This window comes from Streptomyces chromofuscus (assembly GCF_015160875.1).
Classification (GTDB): Bacteria; Actinomycetota; Actinomycetes; order Streptomycetales; family Streptomycetaceae; genus Streptomyces; species Streptomyces chromofuscus.
Window position 1 is genome coordinate 4,559,227 of record NZ_CP063374.1, and the last position, 19,979, is coordinate 4,579,205.

Annotated in this window: 14 protein-coding genes and 3 rRNA genes; 14 read left to right on the forward strand and 3 right to left on the reverse strand. The window is 67.4% G+C overall.

Annotation, left to right across the window (positions count from 1 at the left end; genetic code table 11):
• Positions 1–126 precede the first annotated feature (126 nt).
• The 3 genes from IPT68_RS20555 (at position 127) to proC (ending at position 2,641) form a co-directional block, all read left to right on the forward strand.
• On the forward strand, positions 127–948 hold the full coding sequence (locus tag IPT68_RS20555; protein WP_189695635.1) for an ABC transporter ATP-binding protein: 822 nt from the start codon (positions 127–129) through the stop codon (positions 946–948).
• Positions 945–1,724: an ABC transporter permease gene (locus tag IPT68_RS20560; RefSeq protein ID WP_189695634.1), complete on the forward strand. Its 780-nt coding sequence runs from the start codon at positions 945–947 to the stop codon at positions 1,722–1,724. The genes IPT68_RS20555 and IPT68_RS20560 overlap by 4 nt, the downstream gene beginning before the upstream one ends.
• Before the next feature lie 104 nt (positions 1,725–1,828).
• Positions 1,829–2,641, forward strand: a complete 813-nt coding sequence (gene proC / locus IPT68_RS20565; RefSeq protein ID WP_189695633.1) for a pyrroline-5-carboxylate reductase — start codon at positions 1,829–1,831, stop codon at positions 2,639–2,641.
• Positions 2,642–2,868: 227 nt separating this feature from the next.
• Here the strand turns inward: proC and trpS are convergent, their stop codons facing one another.
• Positions 2,869–3,948: a tryptophan--tRNA ligase gene (gene trpS, locus IPT68_RS20570; RefSeq protein WP_189695632.1), complete on the reverse strand. Its 1,080-nt coding sequence runs from the start codon at positions 3,946–3,948 to the stop codon at positions 2,869–2,871.
• 758 nt (positions 3,949–4,706) lie between these two features.
• On the opposite strand from trpS, the gene IPT68_RS20575 reads away from it, so the two are divergent.
• From IPT68_RS20575 to IPT68_RS20625, 11 genes are all read left to right on the forward strand, one after another.
• Positions 4,707–6,231: ribosomal RNA gene (locus IPT68_RS20575) — 16S ribosomal RNA — on the forward strand.
• Between the two features lie 317 nt (positions 6,232–6,548).
• A 23S ribosomal RNA gene (locus tag IPT68_RS20580) occupies positions 6,549–9,663 on the forward strand.
• Between the two features lie 81 nt (positions 9,664–9,744).
• Positions 9,745–9,861 (forward strand): 5S ribosomal RNA (gene rrf, locus IPT68_RS20585).
• The 16S, 23S and 5S rRNA genes sit together here, the layout of an rRNA operon.
• 61 nt (positions 9,862–9,922) lie before the next feature.
• Positions 9,923–10,567, forward strand: a complete 645-nt coding sequence (locus IPT68_RS20590) for an HAD family hydrolase (RefSeq protein ID WP_189702439.1) — start codon at positions 9,923–9,925, stop codon at positions 10,565–10,567.
• Between the two features lie 66 nt (positions 10,568–10,633).
• A complete protein-coding gene (locus IPT68_RS20595) occupies positions 10,634–11,851 on the forward strand; it encodes an MFS transporter (RefSeq protein ID WP_189702440.1) in 1,218 nt (405 codons plus the stop codon).
• Positions 11,802–12,977: an acetoin utilization protein AcuC gene (locus IPT68_RS20600; protein ID WP_189702441.1), complete on the forward strand. Its 1,176-nt coding sequence runs from the start codon at positions 11,802–11,804 to the stop codon at positions 12,975–12,977. Before IPT68_RS20595 ends, IPT68_RS20600 begins: the two co-directional genes overlap by 50 nt.
• Positions 12,978–13,733: 756 nt before the next feature.
• Positions 13,734–14,549 (forward strand): phosphatase, encoded by an 816-nt coding sequence (locus IPT68_RS20605; RefSeq protein WP_189702412.1) that lies wholly within the window; start codon positions 13,734–13,736, stop codon positions 14,547–14,549.
• A 134-nt stretch (positions 14,550–14,683) separates the two neighbouring features.
• Positions 14,684–14,899, forward strand: coding sequence for a helix-turn-helix domain-containing protein (locus tag IPT68_RS20610; RefSeq protein WP_189702413.1), 216 nt, complete (start codon positions 14,684–14,686; stop codon positions 14,897–14,899).
• A 154-nt stretch (positions 14,900–15,053) separates the two neighbouring features.
• Positions 15,054–15,152 (forward strand): 30S ribosomal protein bS22, encoded by a 99-nt coding sequence (locus tag IPT68_RS20615; RefSeq protein ID WP_003948845.1) that lies wholly within the window; start codon positions 15,054–15,056, stop codon positions 15,150–15,152.
• Positions 15,153–15,414: 262 nt separating this feature from the next.
• A complete protein-coding gene (locus IPT68_RS20620) occupies positions 15,415–16,476 on the forward strand; it encodes an NAD-dependent epimerase/dehydratase family protein (protein WP_189702414.1) in 1,062 nt (353 codons plus the stop codon).
• 14 nt (positions 16,477–16,490) lie between these two features.
• Entirely contained in the window at positions 16,491–17,597 is a 1,107-nt protein-coding gene (locus IPT68_RS20625) for a lysophospholipid acyltransferase family protein (RefSeq protein WP_189702415.1), read from the forward strand.
• Positions 17,598–17,692: 95 nt separating this feature from the next.
• Here the strand turns inward: IPT68_RS20625 and IPT68_RS20630 are convergent, their stop codons facing one another.
• On the reverse strand, positions 17,693–18,922 hold the full coding sequence (locus IPT68_RS20630; RefSeq protein WP_189702416.1) for a DUF5667 domain-containing protein: 1,230 nt from the start codon (positions 18,920–18,922) through the stop codon (positions 17,693–17,695).
• 246 nt (positions 18,923–19,168) lie between these two features.
• Complete coding sequence (locus tag IPT68_RS20635; RefSeq protein ID WP_189702417.1) at positions 19,169–19,939, reverse strand: ECF subfamily RNA polymerase sigma factor, BldN family; 771 nt, start codon at positions 19,937–19,939, stop codon at positions 19,169–19,171.
• Positions 19,940–19,979 lie beyond the last annotated feature (40 nt).

A 19,979-nucleotide genomic window follows, 5' to 3' on the forward strand; every position in this document is an offset into this window, starting at 1 on the left:
AAGGAACCCCAAGCAGCCCAAGCCCACCCAACCGGGACCCACGCCCGGACCCCGCTCCACGCACCCTCCCTCCGCAGCCGAGCACCCACTTGACGCCACCTCACCCCCAGGAGCAATATTCATCGCATGATGAATTATGCCGCCGACCCACCCGGCGCCGGCGGGCAACCCGCACCCGGAACCCTCCGAACCCCCGCCATCCGCGCCGAGGGCCTGACCGTGGTCCGCGGCCCCCGCAAGGTCCTGCGCGCCCTGGACTTCACCGTCCCGCGCGGCCAGATCACCGGCCTCCTCGGCCCTTCGGGCTGCGGCAAGTCGACGCTGATGCGCGCCATCGTCGGCACCCAGGCCAAGGTCACCGGCACCCTCGACGTCCTCGGCCGCCCCGCCGGCCACCGCTCCCTGCGCACCCGCATCGGCTACGTCACCCAGGCCCCCTCCGTCTACGACGACCTGACTGTCCGTCAGAACCTCGACTACTTCGCCGCGATACTCGACCCGCGCCACACCACCGCCGACCGCCACCACGACGTCGACCGCGTCCTCACCGACGTCGACCTCACCAGCCACGCCGACGCCCTCGCCGGCAACCTCTCCGGCGGCCAGCGCAGCCGCGTCTCCCTCGCCGTCGCCCTCCTCGGCACCCCCGAGCTCCTGGTCCTCGACGAACCCACCGTCGGCCTCGACCCCGTCCTGCGCCGCGACCTGTGGAACCTCTTCCACGCCATCGCCGCCGACCGCGGCGCCACCCTCCTCATCTCGTCCCACGTCATGGACGAGGCCGAGCGCTGCCACCGCCTGCTCCTGATGCGCGAGGGCCAGATCCTCGCCGACGACACCCCGGACGCCCTGCGCACCCGTACCGGCGCCGAGACGGTCGAAGCCGCGTTCCTGCACCTCGTGGACGAGGCGAGCGCCGCGGCCCGCAACAAGGAGACGACCCGATGACCACGACGACGGCGTCCGCCCCCGCCCGCAGCAGCGCCCTGAACGCCGCCCGCACCGCCGCGACCGCCGCCCGGGTCCTGCGCCAGCTCCGCCACGACCCGCGCACCATCGCGCTGATGATCCTCATCCCGTGCCTGATGCTGATCCTGCTGCGCTACGTCTTCGACGGCAGCCCGCGCACCTTCGACAACATCGGCGCCTCCTTGCTGGGCATCTTCCCGCTGATCACGATGTTCCTGGTGACGTCCATCGCCACCCTGCGCGAACGCACGTCGGGCACCCTCGAACGCCTCCTCGCCATGCCCCTGGGCAAGGGCGACGTGATCGCCGGCTACGCCCTCGCCTTCGGCACGCTCGCGGTTCTCCAGTCCGCCCTCGCCACGGGCCTCGCCCTGTGGTTCCTCGGCCTCGACGTCACCGGCTCACCCTGGCTGCTCCTGCTGGTGGCCCTGCTCGACGCGCTCCTCGGCACAGCCCTCGGTCTCTTCGTCTCCGCCTTCGCGGCCTCCGAATTCCAGGCGGTGCAGTTCATGCCGGCAGTGATCTTCCCCCAGCTCCTCCTCTGCGGACTCTTCACTCCACGCGACAACATGCACCCCGTCCTCGAGGCCATCTCCAACGTCCTCCCCATGTCCTACGCCGTCGACGGCATGAACGAAGTGCTCAAGCACACCGACATGACGGCCGACTTCGTCCGCGACGCCCTGATCGTCGCGGGCTGCGCCCTCCTGGTCCTCACCCTCGGCGCGGCGACGCTCCGGCGCCGGACCGCCTGACCCACTGGGCGGGCCACATCCCGCCCACCGGACAAGCAAGCCTGTCACCTGCACGCGGTGCGAGGATGAACCCGGACGACGCAACCTCCGGAGGTCCCCGCACCATGACCCAGAAAGTCGCAGTCCTCGGCACCGGCAAGATCGGCGAAGCCCTGCTCAGCGGAATGATCCGCGGCGGCTGGACCCCCGCCGATCTCCTGGTCACCGCCCGCCGCCCGGAACGAGCCGAAGAACTCCGCGCCCGCTACGGAGTCACCCCGGTCACCAACGCGGAAGCCGCGAAGACGGCCGACACCCTGATCCTCACGGTCAAGCCCCAGGACATGGGTACCCTCCTCGACGAACTCGCCCCCCACGTCCCGGCCGACCGCCTGGTCATCAGCGGCATGGCCGGTATCACCACCTCCTCCCTCGAAACGCGCCTGGCCGCCGGGACTCCGGTCGTCCGCGTCATGACGAACACCCCGGCCCTCGTCGACGAGGCCATGTCCGTCATCTCCGCCGGCAGCCACGCCGGCGAAGCCCACCTCGCCCACGCCGAAGAGATCTTCGGCGCCGTCGGCAAGACACTCCGCGTCCCCGAGTCCCAGCAGGACGCCTGCACCGCCCTCTCCGGCTCCGGCCCGGCGTACTTCTTCTACCTGGTCGAAGCCATGACCGACGCGGGCATCCTGCTCGGCCTGCCCCGCGACAAGGCCCACGACCTCATCGTGCAGTCCGCGATCGGCGCGGCCACCATGCTCCGCGACAGCGGCGAACACCCGGTCAAGCTCCGCGAGAACGTCACGTCCCCCGCCGGCACCACCATCAACGCCATCCGTGAACTCGAGAACCACGGCGTACGGGCCGCGCTCATCGCCGCCCTCGAAGCCGCCCGCGACCGCAGCCGCGAACTCGCCGCCGGCAACAACGACTGACCTGCCCGCCCGGGGGCGGTCACTCCGCCACGGCCGCCACCTTTCGCGTGAACACCACCCGCGCGACCCCGCCCGCAGCATCAGTGCCGACGCCCCGCGCCCTCGCGACCGCAACTCCGCCGCCGGCCGAAGGACCCCATGCCCGGGACCGTCCGCCGCGCCGGCCTCGGCAGCGAGGTCACGATGCCTCGGCACTCCGCATCGCGCCTCGCCGCCGACCCACGCGTCTACCGAGCCGCGTTCAGCGCAGCCGCCACCCCGGCACCGACGTCACCCGTATCTCCGGACGCACTCGCATCCCCCGTATCGGGAGAAGCCGGCAGCAACCCGATCGCGCGATAAGCCGCATCCACGGTCGGCCGGGCCATCGCCCGCGCCCTCTCCGCACCATCCCGCAGCACCCCCTCCACATAGCCGGGATCCGCACACAGCTCCTTGTGCCTCTGCTGTACGGGCCTGAGGAGTTCGACCACGGCCTCTGCGGTGTCCTTCTTCAAGGCGCCGTACGACTCGTATACACCGCTCAGGTCCGATGGGTTCCCACCCGTGCACGCGGCCAGGATCTCCAGCAGATTCGCGAGCCCGGGCCGCCCCTGCCGGTCGTACACGACGTCCCGCCCGCTGTCGGTCACCGCCCGCATGACCTTCCGGCGCACGGCATCAGGCTCGTCGAGCAGATAGACGATCCCCGGCCCGGTGTCGTCGCTCTTCCCCATCTTCGACGTCGGCTCCTGCAGGTTCATCACCCGCGCCGCCACCCCCGGATGCGTCGCCCGAGGCACCACGAACGTGTGCCCGTACCGCTGGTTGAACCGCACCGCCAGATCCCGCGTCAGCTCCACGTGCTGCGTCTGGTCGTCTCCCACAGGCACCTCGTCGGTCCCGTACGCCAGGATGTCCGCCGCCATCAGCACGGGATACGTCAGCAGCGACAGCCGCACACTCCCACCCCGCGCCTGCTCCCGCGCCGCCTTCTCCTTGTACTGGATCATCCGGCGCATCTCCCCGTCGGTCGCCACGCACTCCAGCAGGTACGACAGCCGCGCGTGCTCGTCGACGTGGCTCTGCACGAAGACGGTGCACAGCCGCGGATCCAGCCCCGCCGCGAGCAACAGCGTCGCCGCCTGCCGGCTCAGCCTGCGCACCCGCGCCGGATCGTGCTCCACCGTCAGGGCATGCAGATCGACGATGCAGAACAGCGCGTCCGCCTGGTGCTGGTCCACCTCGACCCACCGCCGCATGGCCCCGAGGTAGTTGCCGAGTGTCAGGTGCCCGGTCGGCTTGACCCCGCTGAAGACCCGCGTCATCTCTTCTCCTCCTGGTCAAGGCCACCGCACCCGGCCGGCCGACCCTCCTGGAGGGAGATACGAGAACGGCCGCCGAGGCGGCGGCCGTTGAGTGCATACGCGCGTACGGCCGCCGTCAGGCGGCCCACCAGAGCTGGGTGCACGTACGCGTGGTCACGTCCCCAGAGTACGCCTCCGGTGTGCGCCCGGGAACTCGAGTTGACACGCCTCGGGCCGGTACGTAGTGTTCTCCGAGTTGTCCGACGTGAGCGCCGACTCCGGTCGGTCCCCGGACAGCCATTCCGTAAGTACCAACCACTCCCGACGAGCAGTCGACCCGTCGCTCTGCTGTCGTGTCATTGGTATGCGTATTTATGGAATGAGGAATCCGCGTTCGAAAGGACGCAGCCCCCGATTAGGTCGGGAGCGAGGAATCCGCTAAAGTCTCACTCGTCGGAACGGCCCAACGGCCGGGAAAACAAACCCCGCTGACTGGGGATCAGGTCGAGAAAAGATCTGATAGAGTCGGAAACACCGAAGGGAAGCGCCCGGAGGAAAGCCCGAGAGAGTATCTCGGGTGAGTACGAAGGAAGCGTCCGTTCCTTGAGAACTCAACAGCGTGCCAAAAGTCAACGCCAGATATGTTGATACCCCGTCTCCGGTCATCAGACCGGGACGTGGTTCCTTTGAAGAAAACACAGCGAGGACGCTGTGAACGGTCGGGCTTATTCCGCTCGACGGTTCCGCTCCCGTGTGTGTCACCGGATCACCGGTAAACATTCACGGAGAGTTTGATCCTGGCTCAGGACGAACGCTGGCGGCGTGCTTAACACATGCAAGTCGAACGATGAACCACTTCGGTGGGGATTAGTGGCGAACGGGTGAGTAACACGTGGGCAATCTGCCCTGCACTCTGGGACAAGCCCTGGAAACGGGGTCTAATACCGGATACGAGCCTCCTCCGCATGGTGGGGGTTGGAAAGCTCCGGCGGTGCAGGATGAGCCCGCGGCCTATCAGCTTGTTGGTGAGGTAACGGCTCACCAAGGCGACGACGGGTAGCCGGCCTGAGAGGGCGACCGGCCACACTGGGACTGAGACACGGCCCAGACTCCTACGGGAGGCAGCAGTGGGGAATATTGCACAATGGGCGCAAGCCTGATGCAGCGACGCCGCGTGAGGGATGACGGCCTTCGGGTTGTAAACCTCTTTCAGCAGGGAAGAAGCGCAAGTGACGGTACCTGCAGAAGAAGCGCCGGCTAACTACGTGCCAGCAGCCGCGGTAATACGTAGGGCGCAAGCGTTGTCCGGAATTATTGGGCGTAAAGAGCTCGTAGGCGGCTTGTCGCGTCGGTTGTGAAAGCCCGGGGCTTAACCCCGGGTCTGCAGTCGATACGGGCAGGCTAGAGTTCGGTAGGGGAGATCGGAATTCCTGGTGTAGCGGTGAAATGCGCAGATATCAGGAGGAACACCGGTGGCGAAGGCGGATCTCTGGGCCGATACTGACGCTGAGGAGCGAAAGCGTGGGGAGCGAACAGGATTAGATACCCTGGTAGTCCACGCCGTAAACGGTGGGCACTAGGTGTGGGCAACATTCCACGTTGTCCGTGCCGCAGCTAACGCATTAAGTGCCCCGCCTGGGGAGTACGGCCGCAAGGCTAAAACTCAAAGGAATTGACGGGGGCCCGCACAAGCGGCGGAGCATGTGGCTTAATTCGACGCAACGCGAAGAACCTTACCAAGGCTTGACATACACCGGAAACATCCAGAGATGGGTGCCCCCTTGTGGTCGGTGTACAGGTGGTGCATGGCTGTCGTCAGCTCGTGTCGTGAGATGTTGGGTTAAGTCCCGCAACGAGCGCAACCCTTGTCCCGTGTTGCCAGCAGGCCCTTGTGGTGCTGGGGACTCACGGGAGACCGCCGGGGTCAACTCGGAGGAAGGTGGGGACGACGTCAAGTCATCATGCCCCTTATGTCTTGGGCTGCACACGTGCTACAATGGCCGGTACAATGAGCTGCGATACCGCGAGGTGGAGCGAATCTCAAAAAGCCGGTCTCAGTTCGGATTGGGGTCTGCAACTCGACCCCATGAAGTCGGAGTCGCTAGTAATCGCAGATCAGCATTGCTGCGGTGAATACGTTCCCGGGCCTTGTACACACCGCCCGTCACGTCACGAAAGTCGGTAACACCCGAAGCCGGTGGCCCAACCCCTTGTGGGAGGGAGCTGTCGAAGGTGGGACTGGCGATTGGGACGAAGTCGTAACAAGGTAGCCGTACCGGAAGGTGCGGCTGGATCACCTCCTTTCTAAGGAGCACTTCTTACCGATCCCCTCCGGGGGTGAGGTCAGAGGCCAGTACATCGGCGAGTGTCCGATGCTGGTTGCTCATGGGTGGAACGTTGACTACTCGGCCAGGTTCTGGGCCGGAGGCTGCTAGTACTGCTCGTCAGAGCGTGGAACGCATGATCTTCGGGTGGGAGCTGGTCGGGCACGCTGTTGGGTGTCTGAAGGTACGGCCGCATGGTCGCCTTCAGTGCCGGCCCCAGTGCACTCGAGCCGATGGTTCGGGGTGATGGGTGGTTGGTCGTTGTTTGAGAACTGCACAGTGGACGCGAGCATCTGTGGCCAAGTTTTTAAGGGCGCACGGTGGATGCCTTGGCACCAGGAACCGATGAAGGACGTGGGAGGCCGCGATAGTCCCCGGGGAGTCGTCAACCAGGCTTTGATCCGGGGGTTTCCGAATGGGGAAACCCGGCAGTCGTCATGGGCTGTCACCTACTGCTGAACACATAGGCAGTGTGGAGGGAACGCGGGGAAGTGAAACATCTCAGTACCCGCAGGAAGAGAAAACAACCGTGATTCCGGGAGTAGTGGCGAGCGAAACTGGATGAGGCCAAACCGTATGTGTGTGAGACCCGGCAGGGGTTGCGCATGCGGGGTTGTGGGATCTCTCTTTCACGGTCTGCCGGCCGTGGGACGAGTCAGAAACCGTTGATGTAGGCGAAGGACATGCGAAAGGTCCGGCGTAGAGGGTAAGACCCCCGTAGTCGAAACGTCAGCGGCTCGTTTGAGAGACACCCAAGTAGCACGGGGCCCGAGAAATCCCGTGTGAATCTGGCGGGACCACCCGCTAAGCCTAAATATTCCCTGGTGACCGATAGCGGATAGTACCGTGAGGGAATGGTGAAAAGTACCCGGGAGGAGTGAAATAGTACCTGAAACCGTGTGCCTACAAGCCGTGGGAGCGTCGCGCAGGGATTTGTCCTTGCGTCGTGACTGCGTGCCTTTTGAAGAATGAGCCTGCGAGTTTGCGGTGTGTTGCGAGGTTAACCCGGGTGGGGTAGCCGTAGCGAAAGCGAGTCCGAATAGGGCGTTTCAGTAGCATGCTCAAGACCCGAAGCGGAGTGATCTAGCCATGGGCAGGTTGAAGCGGAGGTAAGACTTCGTGGAGGACCGAACCCACCAGGGTTGAAAACCTGGGGGATGACCTGTGGTTAGGGGTGAAAGGCCAATCAAACTCCGTGATAGCTGGTTCTCCCCGAAATGCATTTAGGTGCAGCGTCGTGTGTTTCTTGCCGGAGGTAGAGCACTGGATAGGCGATGGGCCCTACCGGGTTACTGACCTTAGCCAAACTCCGAATGCCGGTAAGTGAGAGCGCGGCAGTGAGACTGTGGGGGATAAGCTCCATGGTCGAGAGGGAAACAGCCCAGAGCATCGACTAAGGCCCCTAAGCGTACGCTAAGTGGGAAAGGATGTGGAGTCGCACAGACAACCAGGAGGTTGGCTTAGAAGCAGCCACCCTTGAAAGAGTGCGTAATAGCTCACTGGTCTAGTGATTCCGCGCCGACAATGTAGCGGGGCTCAAGCGTACCGCCGAAGTCGTGTCATTGCAGCATGAGGGCCAACGCCTGCTGTGATGGGTAGGGGAGCGTCGTCTGCCGGGTGAAGCAGCCGTGTAAGCGAGTTGTGGACGGTTGACGAGTGAGAATGCAGGCATGAGTAGCGATACAAACGTGAGAAACGTTTGCGCCGATTGACTAAGGGTTCCTGGGTCAAGCTGATCTGCCCAGGGTAAGTCGGGACCTAAGGCGAGGCCGACAGGCGTAGTCGATGGATAACCGGTTGATATTCCGGTACCCGCTGTGAAGCGTCAAACATCGAGCATCGTGATGCTAAGGCCGTGAAGCCGTTCCGGACCCTTCGGGGAAAGGAAAGTGGTGGAGCCGCCGCCCAAGCGGTTAGTAGGTGAGTGATGGGGTGACGCAGGAAGGTAGTCCATCCCGGGCGGTGGTTGTCCCGGGGTAAGGGTGTAGGCCGTGCGACAGGTAAATCCGTCGTACTTGTGGCTGAGACCTGATGCCGAGCCGATTGTGGTGAAGTGGATGATCCTATGCTGTCGAGAAAAGCCTCTAGCGAGTTTCATGGCGGCCCGTACCCTAAACCGACTCAGGTGGTCAGGTAGAGAATACCGAGGCGTTCGGGTGAACTATGGTTAAGGAACTCGGCAAAATGCCCCCGTAACTTCGGGAGAAGGGGGGCCACGCCTGGTGAGAGTACTTGCTGCTCGAGCTGGGGGTGGCCGCAGAGACCAGCGAGAAGCGACTGTTTACTAAAAACACAGGTCCGTGCGAAGCCGTAAGGCGATGTATACGGACTGACGCCTGCCCGGTGCTGGAACGTTAAGGGGACCGGTTAGCTCCATTTTGGTGGGGCGAAGCTGAGAACTTAAGCGCCAGTAAACGGCGGTGGTAACTATAACCATCCTAAGGTAGCGAAATTCCTTGTCGGGTAAGTTCCGACCTGCACGAATGGCGTAACGACTTCTCGACTGTCTCAACCATAGGCCCGGTGAAATTGCACTACGAGTAAAGATGCTCGTTTCGCGCAGCAGGACGGAAAGACCCCGGGACCTTTACTACAGTTTGATATTGGTGTTCGGTTCGGCTTGTGTAGGATAGCTGGGAGACTTTGAAGCGGCCACGCCAGTGGTTGTGGAGTCGTCGTTGAAATACCAGTCTGGTCGTGCTGGATGTCTAACCTGGGTCCGTGATCCGGATCAGGGACAGTGTCTGATGGGTAGTTTAACTGGGGCGGTTGCCTCCTAAAGGGTAACGGAGGCGCCCAAAGGTTCCCTCAGCCTGGTTGGCAATCAGGTGTTGAGTGTAAGTGCACAAGGAGCTTGACTGTGAGACCGACGGGTCGAGCAGGGACGAAAGTCGGGACTAGTGATCCGGCGGTGGCTTGTGGAAGCGCCGTCGCTCAACGGATAAAAGGTACCCCGGGGATAACAGGCTGATCTTCCCCAAGAGTCCATATCGACGGGATGGTTTGGCACCTCGATGTCGGCTCGTCGCATCCTGGGGCTGGAGTCGGTCCCAAGGGTTGGGCTGTTCGCCCATTAAAGCGGTACGCGAGCTGGGTTTAGAACGTCGTGAGACAGTTCGGTCCCTATCCGCTGTGCGCGTAGGAGTCTTGAGAAGGGCTGTCCCTAGTACGAGAGGACCGGGACGGACGAACCTCTGGTGTGCCAGTTGTTCTGCCAAGGGCATGGCTGGTTGGCTACGTTCGGGAGGGATAACCGCTGAAAGCATCTAAGCGGGAAGCCTGCTTCGAGATGAGGACTCCCACCCACTTGATGGGGTAAGGCTCCCAGTAGACGACTGGGTTGATAGGCCGGATATGGAAGCACGGTAACGTGTGGAGTTGACCGGTACTAATAGGCCGAGGGCTTGTCCTCAGTTGCTCGCGTCCACTGTGTTGGTTCTGAAACCACGAACAACCCCGCCCTGATGGGTGGTGCGGTTGTGTTTCATAGTGTTTCGGTGGTCATAGCGTGAGGGAAACGCCCGGTTACATTCCGAACCCGGAAGCTAAGCCTTACAGCGCCGATGGTACTGCAGGGGGGACCCTGTGGGAGAGTAGGACGCCGCCGAACAAATATTGAGAAAACCCCCGTGCCATTGGGCACGGGGGTTTTCTGCGTTTAGGGTCTGCGTATGCGCTATGACCTCGTCATCTTCGACAACGACGGTGTGCTCGTCGACAGCGAACCCATCTCCAATCGGCATCTGGCCGCCTATCTGACGGAGCTGGGGCACCCGACGACGTACGAGGACTCCATCCGGGACTACATGGGGTCCGCGATGCACCGGATCCATGAGGTGATCCTGGAGCGTTCGGGGCAGCGGCTGCCCGAGGACTTCGACGATGTCTTCCACGCGCGGGTGTTCACCGCCTTCGAGCGGGAGTTGACGGCGGTGAGCGGGGCCGGCGAGGTGCTGGAGAAGCTGGCCGCGGAGGGGGTGCCTTACTGCGTGGCCTCGTCCGGGAGCCATGAGCGGATCCGGGTGGGGCATCGGGCGACCGGGCTGGACCGGTGGTTCGACGACGAGCGGATCTTCAGCTCGCAGGATGTCGGGCGGGGGAAGCCGGCGCCCGATCTGTTCCTGTACGCGGCGGAGCGGATGGGGGTCGCACCGGAGCGCTGTGTGGTCGTCGAGGACAGTCCGCTCGGCGTGCGGGCCGCCGTGGCGGCGGGGATGGACGTGTACGGGTTCACCGCGATGACGCCGCCCGCGAAGCTGGCGGGGGCCAAGGGGCTGTTCTCGGAGATGGGAGAGCTGCTCGGGCTGCTCGGCTGAAGTTGAGGAGATTTCATCTTTGGCTGGATATACCCAGCGGTACGCCGGAGCCCTACGCTCGCCGCCATGACTGATGTGCTGCGGCGCGGCAGGGGCTCGTTGGCGGTCGCTTTCTTCACTCAGGGGGTCGCGTTCGCGCTGCTCGTCACGCGCATACCGGCGATCCAGGACCGTTACGGCGTGTCCGACGCGCTGTTGCCGGCGTTCCTGGCGGCCGTGCCGGTGCTGGCCGGGGTCGGAAGCGTGGGTACGGAGTGGCTGGTGCGGCGGGTGGCGCCCAGTGCGGTCCTCCGGTGGTCGCAGCCCGTCGTGCTCCTGGCCCTGCTGGGGGTGGGTGCGGGAGGCCGAATGGCCGAACTGGCGATCGCACTTGGGGTGTTCGGGCTGGCCGTCGGCGCGTTGGACGCCTCGATGAACATGCTCGGGGTGAGCCTGCAGCGATCGTACGGGCGCAGCATCATGCTCGGGTTTCACGCCGCGTACAGCCTGGGCGGGATTCTGGGGGCCTCGCTGGCGTGGGTGGGGGCGCACTGGGAGCTGGCGCTGGGCGTGTCGTATCTGCCGGTCGTGGCGGTGCTGTTGCCGCTGTGTCTGGTGGGGAGTCGGTGGTACGTCGATGGGGAAGTGAGCGCGGGTGCCGGGGCCGCGGGCAAGGGGGCTGGGGGCGGGGTCGGGTTCGGGGTGCTGTTGCCGCTGTGCCTGGTGATGACTTTCGCCTACATCGGGGACTCCACGGTGTCCAACTGGAGTGCGAAGTACCTGCAGGATGTGCTGGGGAGTTCCGAGCAGCTGGCGACGGTGCCGTACAACGTCTACATGGTCACCACGCTGCTGGGGCGGGCCCTGGGCGACTTCGGGGTGCGGCGGCTCGGGGCCGTGGCGGTCGTACGGGGTGGCGCGCTGGTCGCGGCCGTCGGGTTCGCGGTGGTGGCGGGGGCGCCCGGCGCGTGGGTGGGGATGCTCGGGTTCACGCTGCTGGGGCTCGGGCTGTGCGTGCTGGTGCCGCAGACGTTCGCGGCGGCGGGGCGGCTGTTCCCCGGGGCGTCCGACGCGGCGGTGGCGCGGCTGAACGTCTTCAACTACGTGGGGTTCCTCATCGGTTCGCCGTTGGTGGGGGCGTTGGGCGATGCGTGGAGTTACCGGGGGGCCATGCTCGTGCCGATGGTGTTGGTGCTGGTGACACTCGTGTACGCCCGGTCGTTCGCCGCTCAACCGGACCGATACGGTGGCGGGCATGAGCGGCCGCGCACAGCTGATGTGGGACGAGGCAGTAACGGGCTATGACTTCGGACCGGACCATCCGATGGATCCGGTCCGGCTGGCGTTGACCCGGAGACTGGTCGAGGCGTTCGGGCTCGATCGTGAGATGGAGGTCGTGGCGGCGAAGGCGGCGGGGGAGTCGACGCTGCGGCTGGTGCATCGGGAGGACTACATCGCGGCGGTGAAGGCCGCTTCGGCGGATCCGCGGGCGGCCGACCAGTCCTACGGGCTGGGGACGTTGGACGATCCTGCGTTCGCCGGGATGCACGAGGTGTCGGCGCTCATCGCCGGGCAGTCGGTGGGGGCGGCGGAGGCCGTGTGGCGGGGCGAGGCGCTGCACGCGGTGAACTTCGCGGGCGGCCTGCACCACGCGATGCCGGCGGGTGCTTCGGGGTTCTGCATCTACAACGACGCCTCGCTGGCCATCGCGCGCCTGCTGGAGCTGGGGGCCGAGCGGGTCGCCTATGTGGACGTCGACGTGCATCACGGGGACGGTGTGCAGGCGGCGTTCTGGGAGGATCCGCGGGTCCTGACGATCTCGTTGCACGAGCATCCCCGGACGTTGTTCCCGCAGACCGGGTGGCCGGAGGAGACGGGAGCGGAGGGGGCCGCGGCGGGGTCGGCGGTGAATGTGGCCCTGCCCGCGGGGACGGGGGACGCCGGCTGGTTGCGGGCGTTCCACGCGGTGGTGCCGGAGCTTGTCGCCGGGTTCCGGCCGCAGGTGCTGGTGACCCAGCACGGCGCCGACACCCACTTCGAGGATCCGCTGGCGCATCTGGCGGTCTCTCTGGACGCGCAGCGGGCTGTGCAGGTGGCCTGTCACGAACTGGCGCACGAGTACGCCGAGGGGCGTTGGGTGGCGCTGGGTGGTGGCGGGTACGCGGTGGTGGACGTGGTGCCGCGGTCCTGGACCCACCTGGTGGGGGTCGTGGCGGGCCGGGAGGTGGCGCCCGAGGCGATGATTCCGGAGGGGTGGCGGCAGGAGGTCTACGCCCGGACCCGGCAGTTGGCGCCGGCGCGGATGACCGACGGGCGGTGGCCGCTCGCGTGGGGGGACTGGGAGGCGGGGTACGACCCCGCGGACCGGGTGGACCAGGCCGTGCTGGCCACGCGGCGGGCCGTGTTCCCGTTGCGGGGCTTGCTGGCGTAGGGGCGGCTGCGGGCGGCCGTCCGGGACACGGAGGGGTGCGGGGCGGCCGTCCGGGACGGACGGCTGCGGTGCAGCGGTCCGGAACGAGGGGCTGCGGGCGGCTGTGCGGGACGGACGGCTGCGGTGCAGCGGTCCGGAACGAGGGGCTGCGGGCGGCTGTGCGGGACGGACGGCTGCGGTGCAGCGGTCCGGAACGAGGGGCTGCGGGCGGCTGTGCGGGACGGACGGCTGCGGTGCAGCGGTCCGGAACGAGGGGCTGCGGGCGGCTGTGCGGGACGGACGGCTGCGGTGCAGCGGTCCGGAACGAGGGGCTGCGGGCGGCTGTGCGGGACGGACGGCTGCGGTGCAGCGGTCCGGAACGAGGGGCTGCGGGCGGCTGTGCGGGACGGACGGCTGCGGTGCAGCGGTCCGGAACGAGGGGCTGCGGGCGGCTGTGCGGGACGGACGGCTGCGGTGCAGCGGTCCGGAACGAGGGGCTGCGGGCGGCTGTGCGGGACGGACGGCTGCGGTGCAGCGGTCCGGAACGAGGGGCTGCGGGCGGCTGTGCGGGACGGACGGCTGCGGTGCAGCGGTCCGGAACGAGGGGCTGCGGGCGGCTGTGCGGAGCGAAGGGCTGCGGGCGGATGTCCGGGGACGCACGGCTGCGGGCGGCTGACGAGGTCGGGCGGATGTCCGGGTCCCCCGCCGTTACGCCAACCGAGCACCCTTCCTCCGTTCCCGCCCCACCCTCCGCCCACGATCCGTCACCATCCCCCCATGCTCACTTCCACCTCCCTCCGCGCCCACCTCCTGGCCGTACGGCTGGCCGGGACGGTGGCCACCTCGCGGGAAGAGAGCCTGCGCAGTTACCGGGCCTTCGCGGCTCGCGATCCTCGGCTGTTGATCGGGATTGACCCCGAAGGAGCGTGGAGCGAGCGGGATGTGATCGGGTTGATGGCGGACAAGTGCGGGGTATCTGCTGATCCGAGGTGCGTTTCCGGTCAGGATGTGATTGACCCGGAACTGACGCTCGCCGCGCTGGACGCGTTCTCGGCGCGGCTGGCCGTGGTCGCGCAGCGTGGTGCGCCGGTGCTGCTCGGGACCGGCCACCCGCACCGACTGCTCGGTTTCTACGGCGCGTTGGCGGACGCCTTGTCGGCGGCCGGATGTGCCGTCCTCACCCCGGCGAAGGGTCGCTCTGTCGACATAACGACTAGGTTCGGCCTACGCACGCACAACCTCGATTACGTACGAGGCGTCGCGATGGTGCGGGAACCCGGCGCGCCCGGCCCCGGTCGTGCGACCGGCGCACACACCCATTCCCCCTTGCCGGTTCGTACCGTTCTGGCCGCTGCCGCGGAGGCCGGCGGACCCCTCCCGGAGCTGGTCATCGGCGACCACGGTTGGGTCTGCGGCGCAGGTCAGCTGGGGTTCGAAGCCATCGGTCTGGCGGACACGGACGACCCGGCGCCGTTCGTCGGGGAGGCCGAGGGGCGCGTGTCGGTGGTCGTTCCACTTGATGACGCTGTGCGGTCTGATTACTACCGGCCGCTTACCCGCTACGTACTCAATCGGGCGTGTCTGTCACAGTAGGCCGCCGATAGGTGCACCTCTTCCCCACTCGCATCACCCGCCCCTAGTCTGGGGAGTGAGCACGCAGCGACGAAGAGTCACCGGAAGGGGAAGCCGGTGGCCGTCGAGTCGAGTGCGGAAGGTTCAGGTGTGTCATGGCTGCAGCTGGAGATCAGAGGCCTCTGAGCGAGGTTCAGTTCCTTACCGTGGCGGAGGTCGCCGCGGTGATGCGAGTGTCGAAGATGACCGTGTACCGCTTGGTGCACAGCGGTCATCTGCCCGCGATCCGGGTGGGGCGGTCCTTCCGCGTCCCCGAGAACGCGGTTCACGAGTACCTCCGCGACAGCTATGTGGGGGTGGAAACAGCCTGACGGCCGGCGCGGGGAGATCGGTACAGGGCACTTTCGATCTCCCCGTGCACCTCGATTACGACCTCAGCGCTCGGGCGGGTAGGCTAGCCCCTCGTAGGTCGTGTGGGCCCATGGCGCCCAAACACCGAGTGATGAGAAGTGAGCGAGGGTAGTCGTGGGCTCTGTTATCAAGAAGCGGCGCAAGCGGATGGCCAAGAAGAAGCACCGCAAGCTGCTCAAGCGCACGCGCGTTCAGCGTCGTAACAAGAAGTAACGACGCACCGCAACGCCGCGAGAGCGTGGCTGTGGCCCCCCATCCCGTGCGGTGGGGGGCCACACGCATATCCCGGGGGATATCCCGGTGGAACGGGCCGCGCGCACAGGACGGCTCGGCGGACGGGACACTCGGTCGTACGAGCGTGGCTTGCCGTCACTTCGCGCAGTGGGCGGTCATCACAGCGCGACGACCAACCGCTAAGTTGGCCGCAGACGGGGAACTCGGCAGCGGTACGAGGGCTGGAAGGAAGGCGCGGATCGTGGGCAAGGTCGTGCTCGTGACCGGAGTGGCCCGTCAGCTGGGGGGCCGGTTCGTACGACGGATCCAGCGGGACCCGGAGGTCGACCGCGTCGTCGCCGTGGACGCGGTACCGCCCGAGCACCACCTGGGCGGCGCGGACTTCATCCGGGCCGACATCCGCCAGCCCGCCATCGCCCGTGTGCTGGCCGAGACGGCCGCCGACACGGTCGTGCACATGGACGTCACCGCAACCGCGCTGGGCAGCGGCAACCGGGCCACGGTCAAGGAGACCAACGTCATCGGGACGATGCAGCTGCTCGGCGCCTGCCAGAAGTCCCCGACCGTCCGCCGGCTGGTGGTGAAGTCCAGCACCAACGTCTACGGCTCGGCGCCCCGCGACCCGGCCGTCTTCAGCGAGACCACCCCGCCCAAGTCGCTGCCCAGCGGTGGCTTCGCCAAGGACACGGTGGAGGTCGAGGGGTACGTGCGCGGCTTCGCACGCCGCCGGCCGGACGTCGCGGTGTGCGTGCTGCGTTTCGCCAACATCCTGGGCCCGAGCGCCGACTCGCCGCTCGCCTCGTACTTCTCGCTGCCGGTGATGCCCACGGTGCTCGGCTACGACCCGCGGTTGCAGTTCGTGCACGAGGACGACGTGATCGAGGTGCTGCGCATCGGCTCGCACGAGCCGCGTCGGGGCACTCTCAACAGCGGCACCTTCAACATCGCCGGCGACGGCGTCCTGCTGCTCTCCCAGTGTTCCCGGCGGCTCGGCCGCCCCACCGTGCCGCTGCTGCTGCCCGCGGTCACGTGGGCCGGCTCGCTGGTGCGTACCCTGGGCATGACGGACTTCTCACCCGAGCAGATCCGACTGCTGACCCATGGCCGCGTGGTGGACACGACCCAGATGCGCGAGACGCTGGGATTCGAGCCGAAGTACACCACCGCGGAAACGTTCGCGGACTTCGCGCGCAGCCGCGGACCCGGACTCCTGCCGCCCGAGGCCCTTGCGGGGGCCGTCGACCGGTTCGCCGCGCTGCCCGTCGCGGGCGGCGGCCACCCCCCGACGCAGAGCGCCAACTGAGGAGCGCATCAACGATGGCGGACGCCAAGGTCATTCCGTTCGACGACGACCGGTCCCGTGGGAACGCCGTGCAGCGGCCGCCGCGGCGCGGCCGGAGCGTGGGGAGCCGACGGCCCGGCGGGGAGCCCGCACGGGTCCGTGAGACGGGCGAGGTGGGCGACGTCCAGCCCTTGCCCAGCCGGACACGCGCGCGGGACGACGCTTCCGTGCCCCACGACGTCCCCGTGCCCCACGAGGATCAGCGGCCGGGCGAGCCCGAGCAGCAGCGGCCCGTGGACGACGGCGGCCTGGAGGGGCGCGTCGCCGCCGGCCTCGCCTTCCTGCGCCGCCGGCTCACCGGCGACTACGAGGTCGACGACTTCGGCTACGACGCCGAGCTGACCGACCAGGTGCTGATGTCCCTGCTGCGCCCGGTGTACGAGAAGTACTTCCGGGTCGATGTGAAGGGCATCGAGAACATCCCCACCGACGGCGGAGCCCTGATCGTCGCCAACCACTCCGGCACGCTCCCGCTGGACGGCCTGATGATGCAGGTCGCCGTGCACGACCACCACCCGGCCGGCCGCCACCTGCGCCTCCTCGCCGCCGACCTGGTCTTCGTCCTGCCGGTCGTCAACGAACTCGCCCGCAAGCTCGGCCACACCCTGGCCTGCGCCGAGGACGCCGAGCGCCTCCTGGCGCAGGGGGAGCTGGTCGGCGTGATGCCGGAGGGCTTCAAGGGCATCGGCAAGCCGTTCAGCGAGCGCTACAAGCTCCAGCGCTTCGGCCGTGGTGGCTTCGTCTCCACCGCGCTGCGCCAGGGCACGCCGATCATCCCGTGCTCGATCGTCGGGGCCGAGGAGATCTACCCGATGCTCGGCAACGCGAAGACGCTGGCGCGCCTGCTGGGCTTCCCGTACTTCCCGCTGACCCCCACCTTCCCGTGGCTGGGTCCGCTGGGTGCGATCCCGTTGCCCACCAAGTGGACGATCCAGTTCGGCCGGCCGATCCCCACGGACGGCTACCCGCCGGAGGCGGCCGAGGACCCGATGCTGATGTTCAACCTGACCGACCAGGTCAGGGAACAGATCCAGCACACCCTGTACAAGTTGCTGGTGCAGCGCCGCTCGGTGTTCTTCTGAGTCCGTACCGACCGGCGAAGGCGTACGACAGTCGTAGGCGTACGGCGAAGGGGGCGCCCCCTGGGAGGGGCGCCCCCTTCGCCGTACCGCGGGAGCTACTCGGCGTCCAGGCCGAGCCCGGGCAGCAGCCCCGGGAGCAGCGGCGGGACTGTGACGTCGGGCTCGGTCGTCGGTGGCTTGCTCGGCGACGGGGAGGCGCTGCCGATGTCCTCCGGCGGGTCGAGCAGCCCGCCGCTGGTGCCGCCGAGCAGACCGTCGCTCTCGTCGTCGGTTCCGGCCGAGCGGCTCGGACTGCCGGTGCCGGGATCGCCGTCGTCGGAGGAGCCGCTGCCGGTGCTGGGTGCGGCGGAGCCGCGACCGGACTCGGTGGCACCCGTGTCCGGTCCGCCGTCGGGGCCGCGCCTCTTGCCGTCCTCGCTGCCGCCGCCCTGGGTCGGGGGCTGCGGCAGCAGGGACTGCAGCGGCGCGACTTCCTGGTCTATGGCGTCGAACACCGACGACACCTGCTCGCTGACGTCCCCGAGCTGCACCGGCAGCCGCTCGCGCAGGGCCCCCCAGGCGTCGCGGTGCGAGCGGGAGAACGCGGAGAGGGCCTGGATGGGGCCCAGCGAGTCGGGATCGCGTTCGTACGCGGCGGTCAGCAGCCGGTGGCCCTCGGAGGCGTCGTGCGTCACGCCGGACAGGGCACGGCGGATCTCGCCGAGCGACTCGTGGTCCAACGGGCCGCTGCGGCCGCGCTCCATCAGCCGACGCGCCTCGCTCAGGCGGGTGGACGCCTGGTCGAGGTACATCTGCCCGCGCTCGTCGTCGCCGTCGGCGAGGCCTCGCTTGAAGTCCTCGATGCCGCGTTTGAGCCCGTAGAGCGAGTCGCCGGGCAGGGCGTCCCCGCTGGCGGCGGCGACTCCCCCGAGGGCACTGGCAGCGACACCCACGCTGAGGCCGCCGGCGGTGAGTCCCTTGGCCAGGCGCGTACGCGGACGGAACTTGCCCAGCGGCGTGGCGCGGTGGGCGCCACGGCCGCGCGCGGAACGCTGCTCCGGGACCGCGGGGTCGGACGCCGCCTCGCCGCCGCCCTGGAACATGGCTTCGAACTGGGCCACCAGTTGCGCCCGCTGAACCACCTTGACCTCGGGATCCAGCGTCGGCCCGGGCAACGCGCCAAGACCGGCCGCGATGGCCAACAGGCGGCCTTGCTCGATCGGTTGGTCCGCAGCAGCCGGGGCCGACTCCTCGGACTGCTCGGCCTCCGTGCCCCGATCGGACTGCTCCTCCAGGGCCTGGGCGAAGGCGTTGGCCCGCCGGTGCGCCGATACGTTCGCGATCACTGGCGGCACCTCCTCTCGTCATGACGGTCGACTCCCCAGGGGGTCCTGAGGGTTGCACGCCCCGGCCGCAACCACACGATCGAGGGATCGGAGTCGGCCAGGGAGTGACCACAGGGAGCCTGCATCCCGCACAACGAGCGGCGCGGCACTTGGGTTACGGACCGAGGAGGAACGGACGGCGAAGTCAACAGTCTTTCACCGAGGGTGAGTTGGGGACAACGGAACGTATGCCTTCGGTGGCGGCGGTCAGCGCGCGTCGTCGGGCAGAAGACGGGCGAGAGTGCGCACGGCGCGGTACTGGAGGGTCTTGATGGCGCCCTCGTTCTTGCCCATCACACGGGCGGTCTCGGCGACCGAGAGACCCTGGAGGAAGCGGAGCGTCACGCACTCCTGCTGCTGGGGGTTGAGCCGCCGGACCGCGTCGAGCAGCGCGGCGTTCGAGAGGGACTCCAGCACGGAGTCCTCCGGTGAGCGCTCGACCTCGTTGGCGTCGAGCATCTCGCCGGTGGTCACTTCCAGCCGGAAACGACTGGACTTGAAATGATCGGCGACCAGATTCCGCGCGATCGTGACCAGCCAGGCGCCGAAGTCGCGTCCCTGCCAGGTGAACGTACCGATCCTGCGCAGCGCCCGCAGAAAGGTCTCGCTCGTCAGGTCCTCGGCGGTCGCCTTGCCGCCCACCCGGTAGTAGATGTAGCGGTACACGGTGTCGCTGTACTGGTCGTAGAGCCGGCCGAAGGCATCGGCTTCGCCGGCCTGGGCGCGCTCCACCAGGTCCATCATCCGGGCGCTGTCGCTGTCGGCGGCCGGACGGCGTGCGGTGGCAGCTCCGGCCGAGCGGCCTCGTCTGCCGACCGCGGCGCTGCCGTCGGCCAGTGCGTAGCACGGGCCGACCGGCGCGGCGGTGGCGAATGCGGGGACGGCGTACGCGGTGGGGACGAAGCCGCGCAACAGGTCTGTGACCGTTGCGCGCAGCGTAGCCAGGCCCGAGGCGTCAACCCCGACGTGTGGGTACACGGGACTCCCAGAGGCAGAGCTTCCATCACGTGCAGTGCGG

Bases quoted from the DNA above. Each gene is read 5' to 3' on its own strand.
- IPT68_RS20555 (WP_189695635.1), top strand. From the start codon at position 127: ATGATGAATTATGCCGCCGACCCACCCGGCGCCGGCGGGCAACCCGCA.
- IPT68_RS20560 (WP_189695634.1), top strand. From the start codon at position 945: ATGACCACGACGACGGCGTCCGCCCCCGCCCGCAGCAGCGCCCTGAAC.
- proC (WP_189695633.1), top strand. From the start codon at position 1,829: ATGACCCAGAAAGTCGCAGTCCTCGGCACCGGCAAGATCGGCGAAGCC.
- trpS (WP_189695632.1), bottom strand. From the start codon at position 3,948: ATGACGCGGGTCTTCAGCGGGGTCAAGCCGACCGGGCACCTGACACTC.
- IPT68_RS20590 (WP_189702439.1), top strand. From the start codon at position 9,923: ATGCGCTATGACCTCGTCATCTTCGACAACGACGGTGTGCTCGTCGAC.
- IPT68_RS20595 (WP_189702440.1), top strand. From the start codon at position 10,634: ATGACTGATGTGCTGCGGCGCGGCAGGGGCTCGTTGGCGGTCGCTTTC.
- IPT68_RS20600 (WP_189702441.1), top strand. From the start codon at position 11,802: ATGAGCGGCCGCGCACAGCTGATGTGGGACGAGGCAGTAACGGGCTAT.
- IPT68_RS20605 (WP_189702412.1), top strand. From the start codon at position 13,734: ATGCTCACTTCCACCTCCCTCCGCGCCCACCTCCTGGCCGTACGGCTG.
- IPT68_RS20610 (WP_189702413.1), top strand. From the start codon at position 14,684: ATGGCTGCAGCTGGAGATCAGAGGCCTCTGAGCGAGGTTCAGTTCCTT.
- IPT68_RS20625 (WP_189702415.1), top strand. From the start codon at position 16,491: ATGGCGGACGCCAAGGTCATTCCGTTCGACGACGACCGGTCCCGTGGG.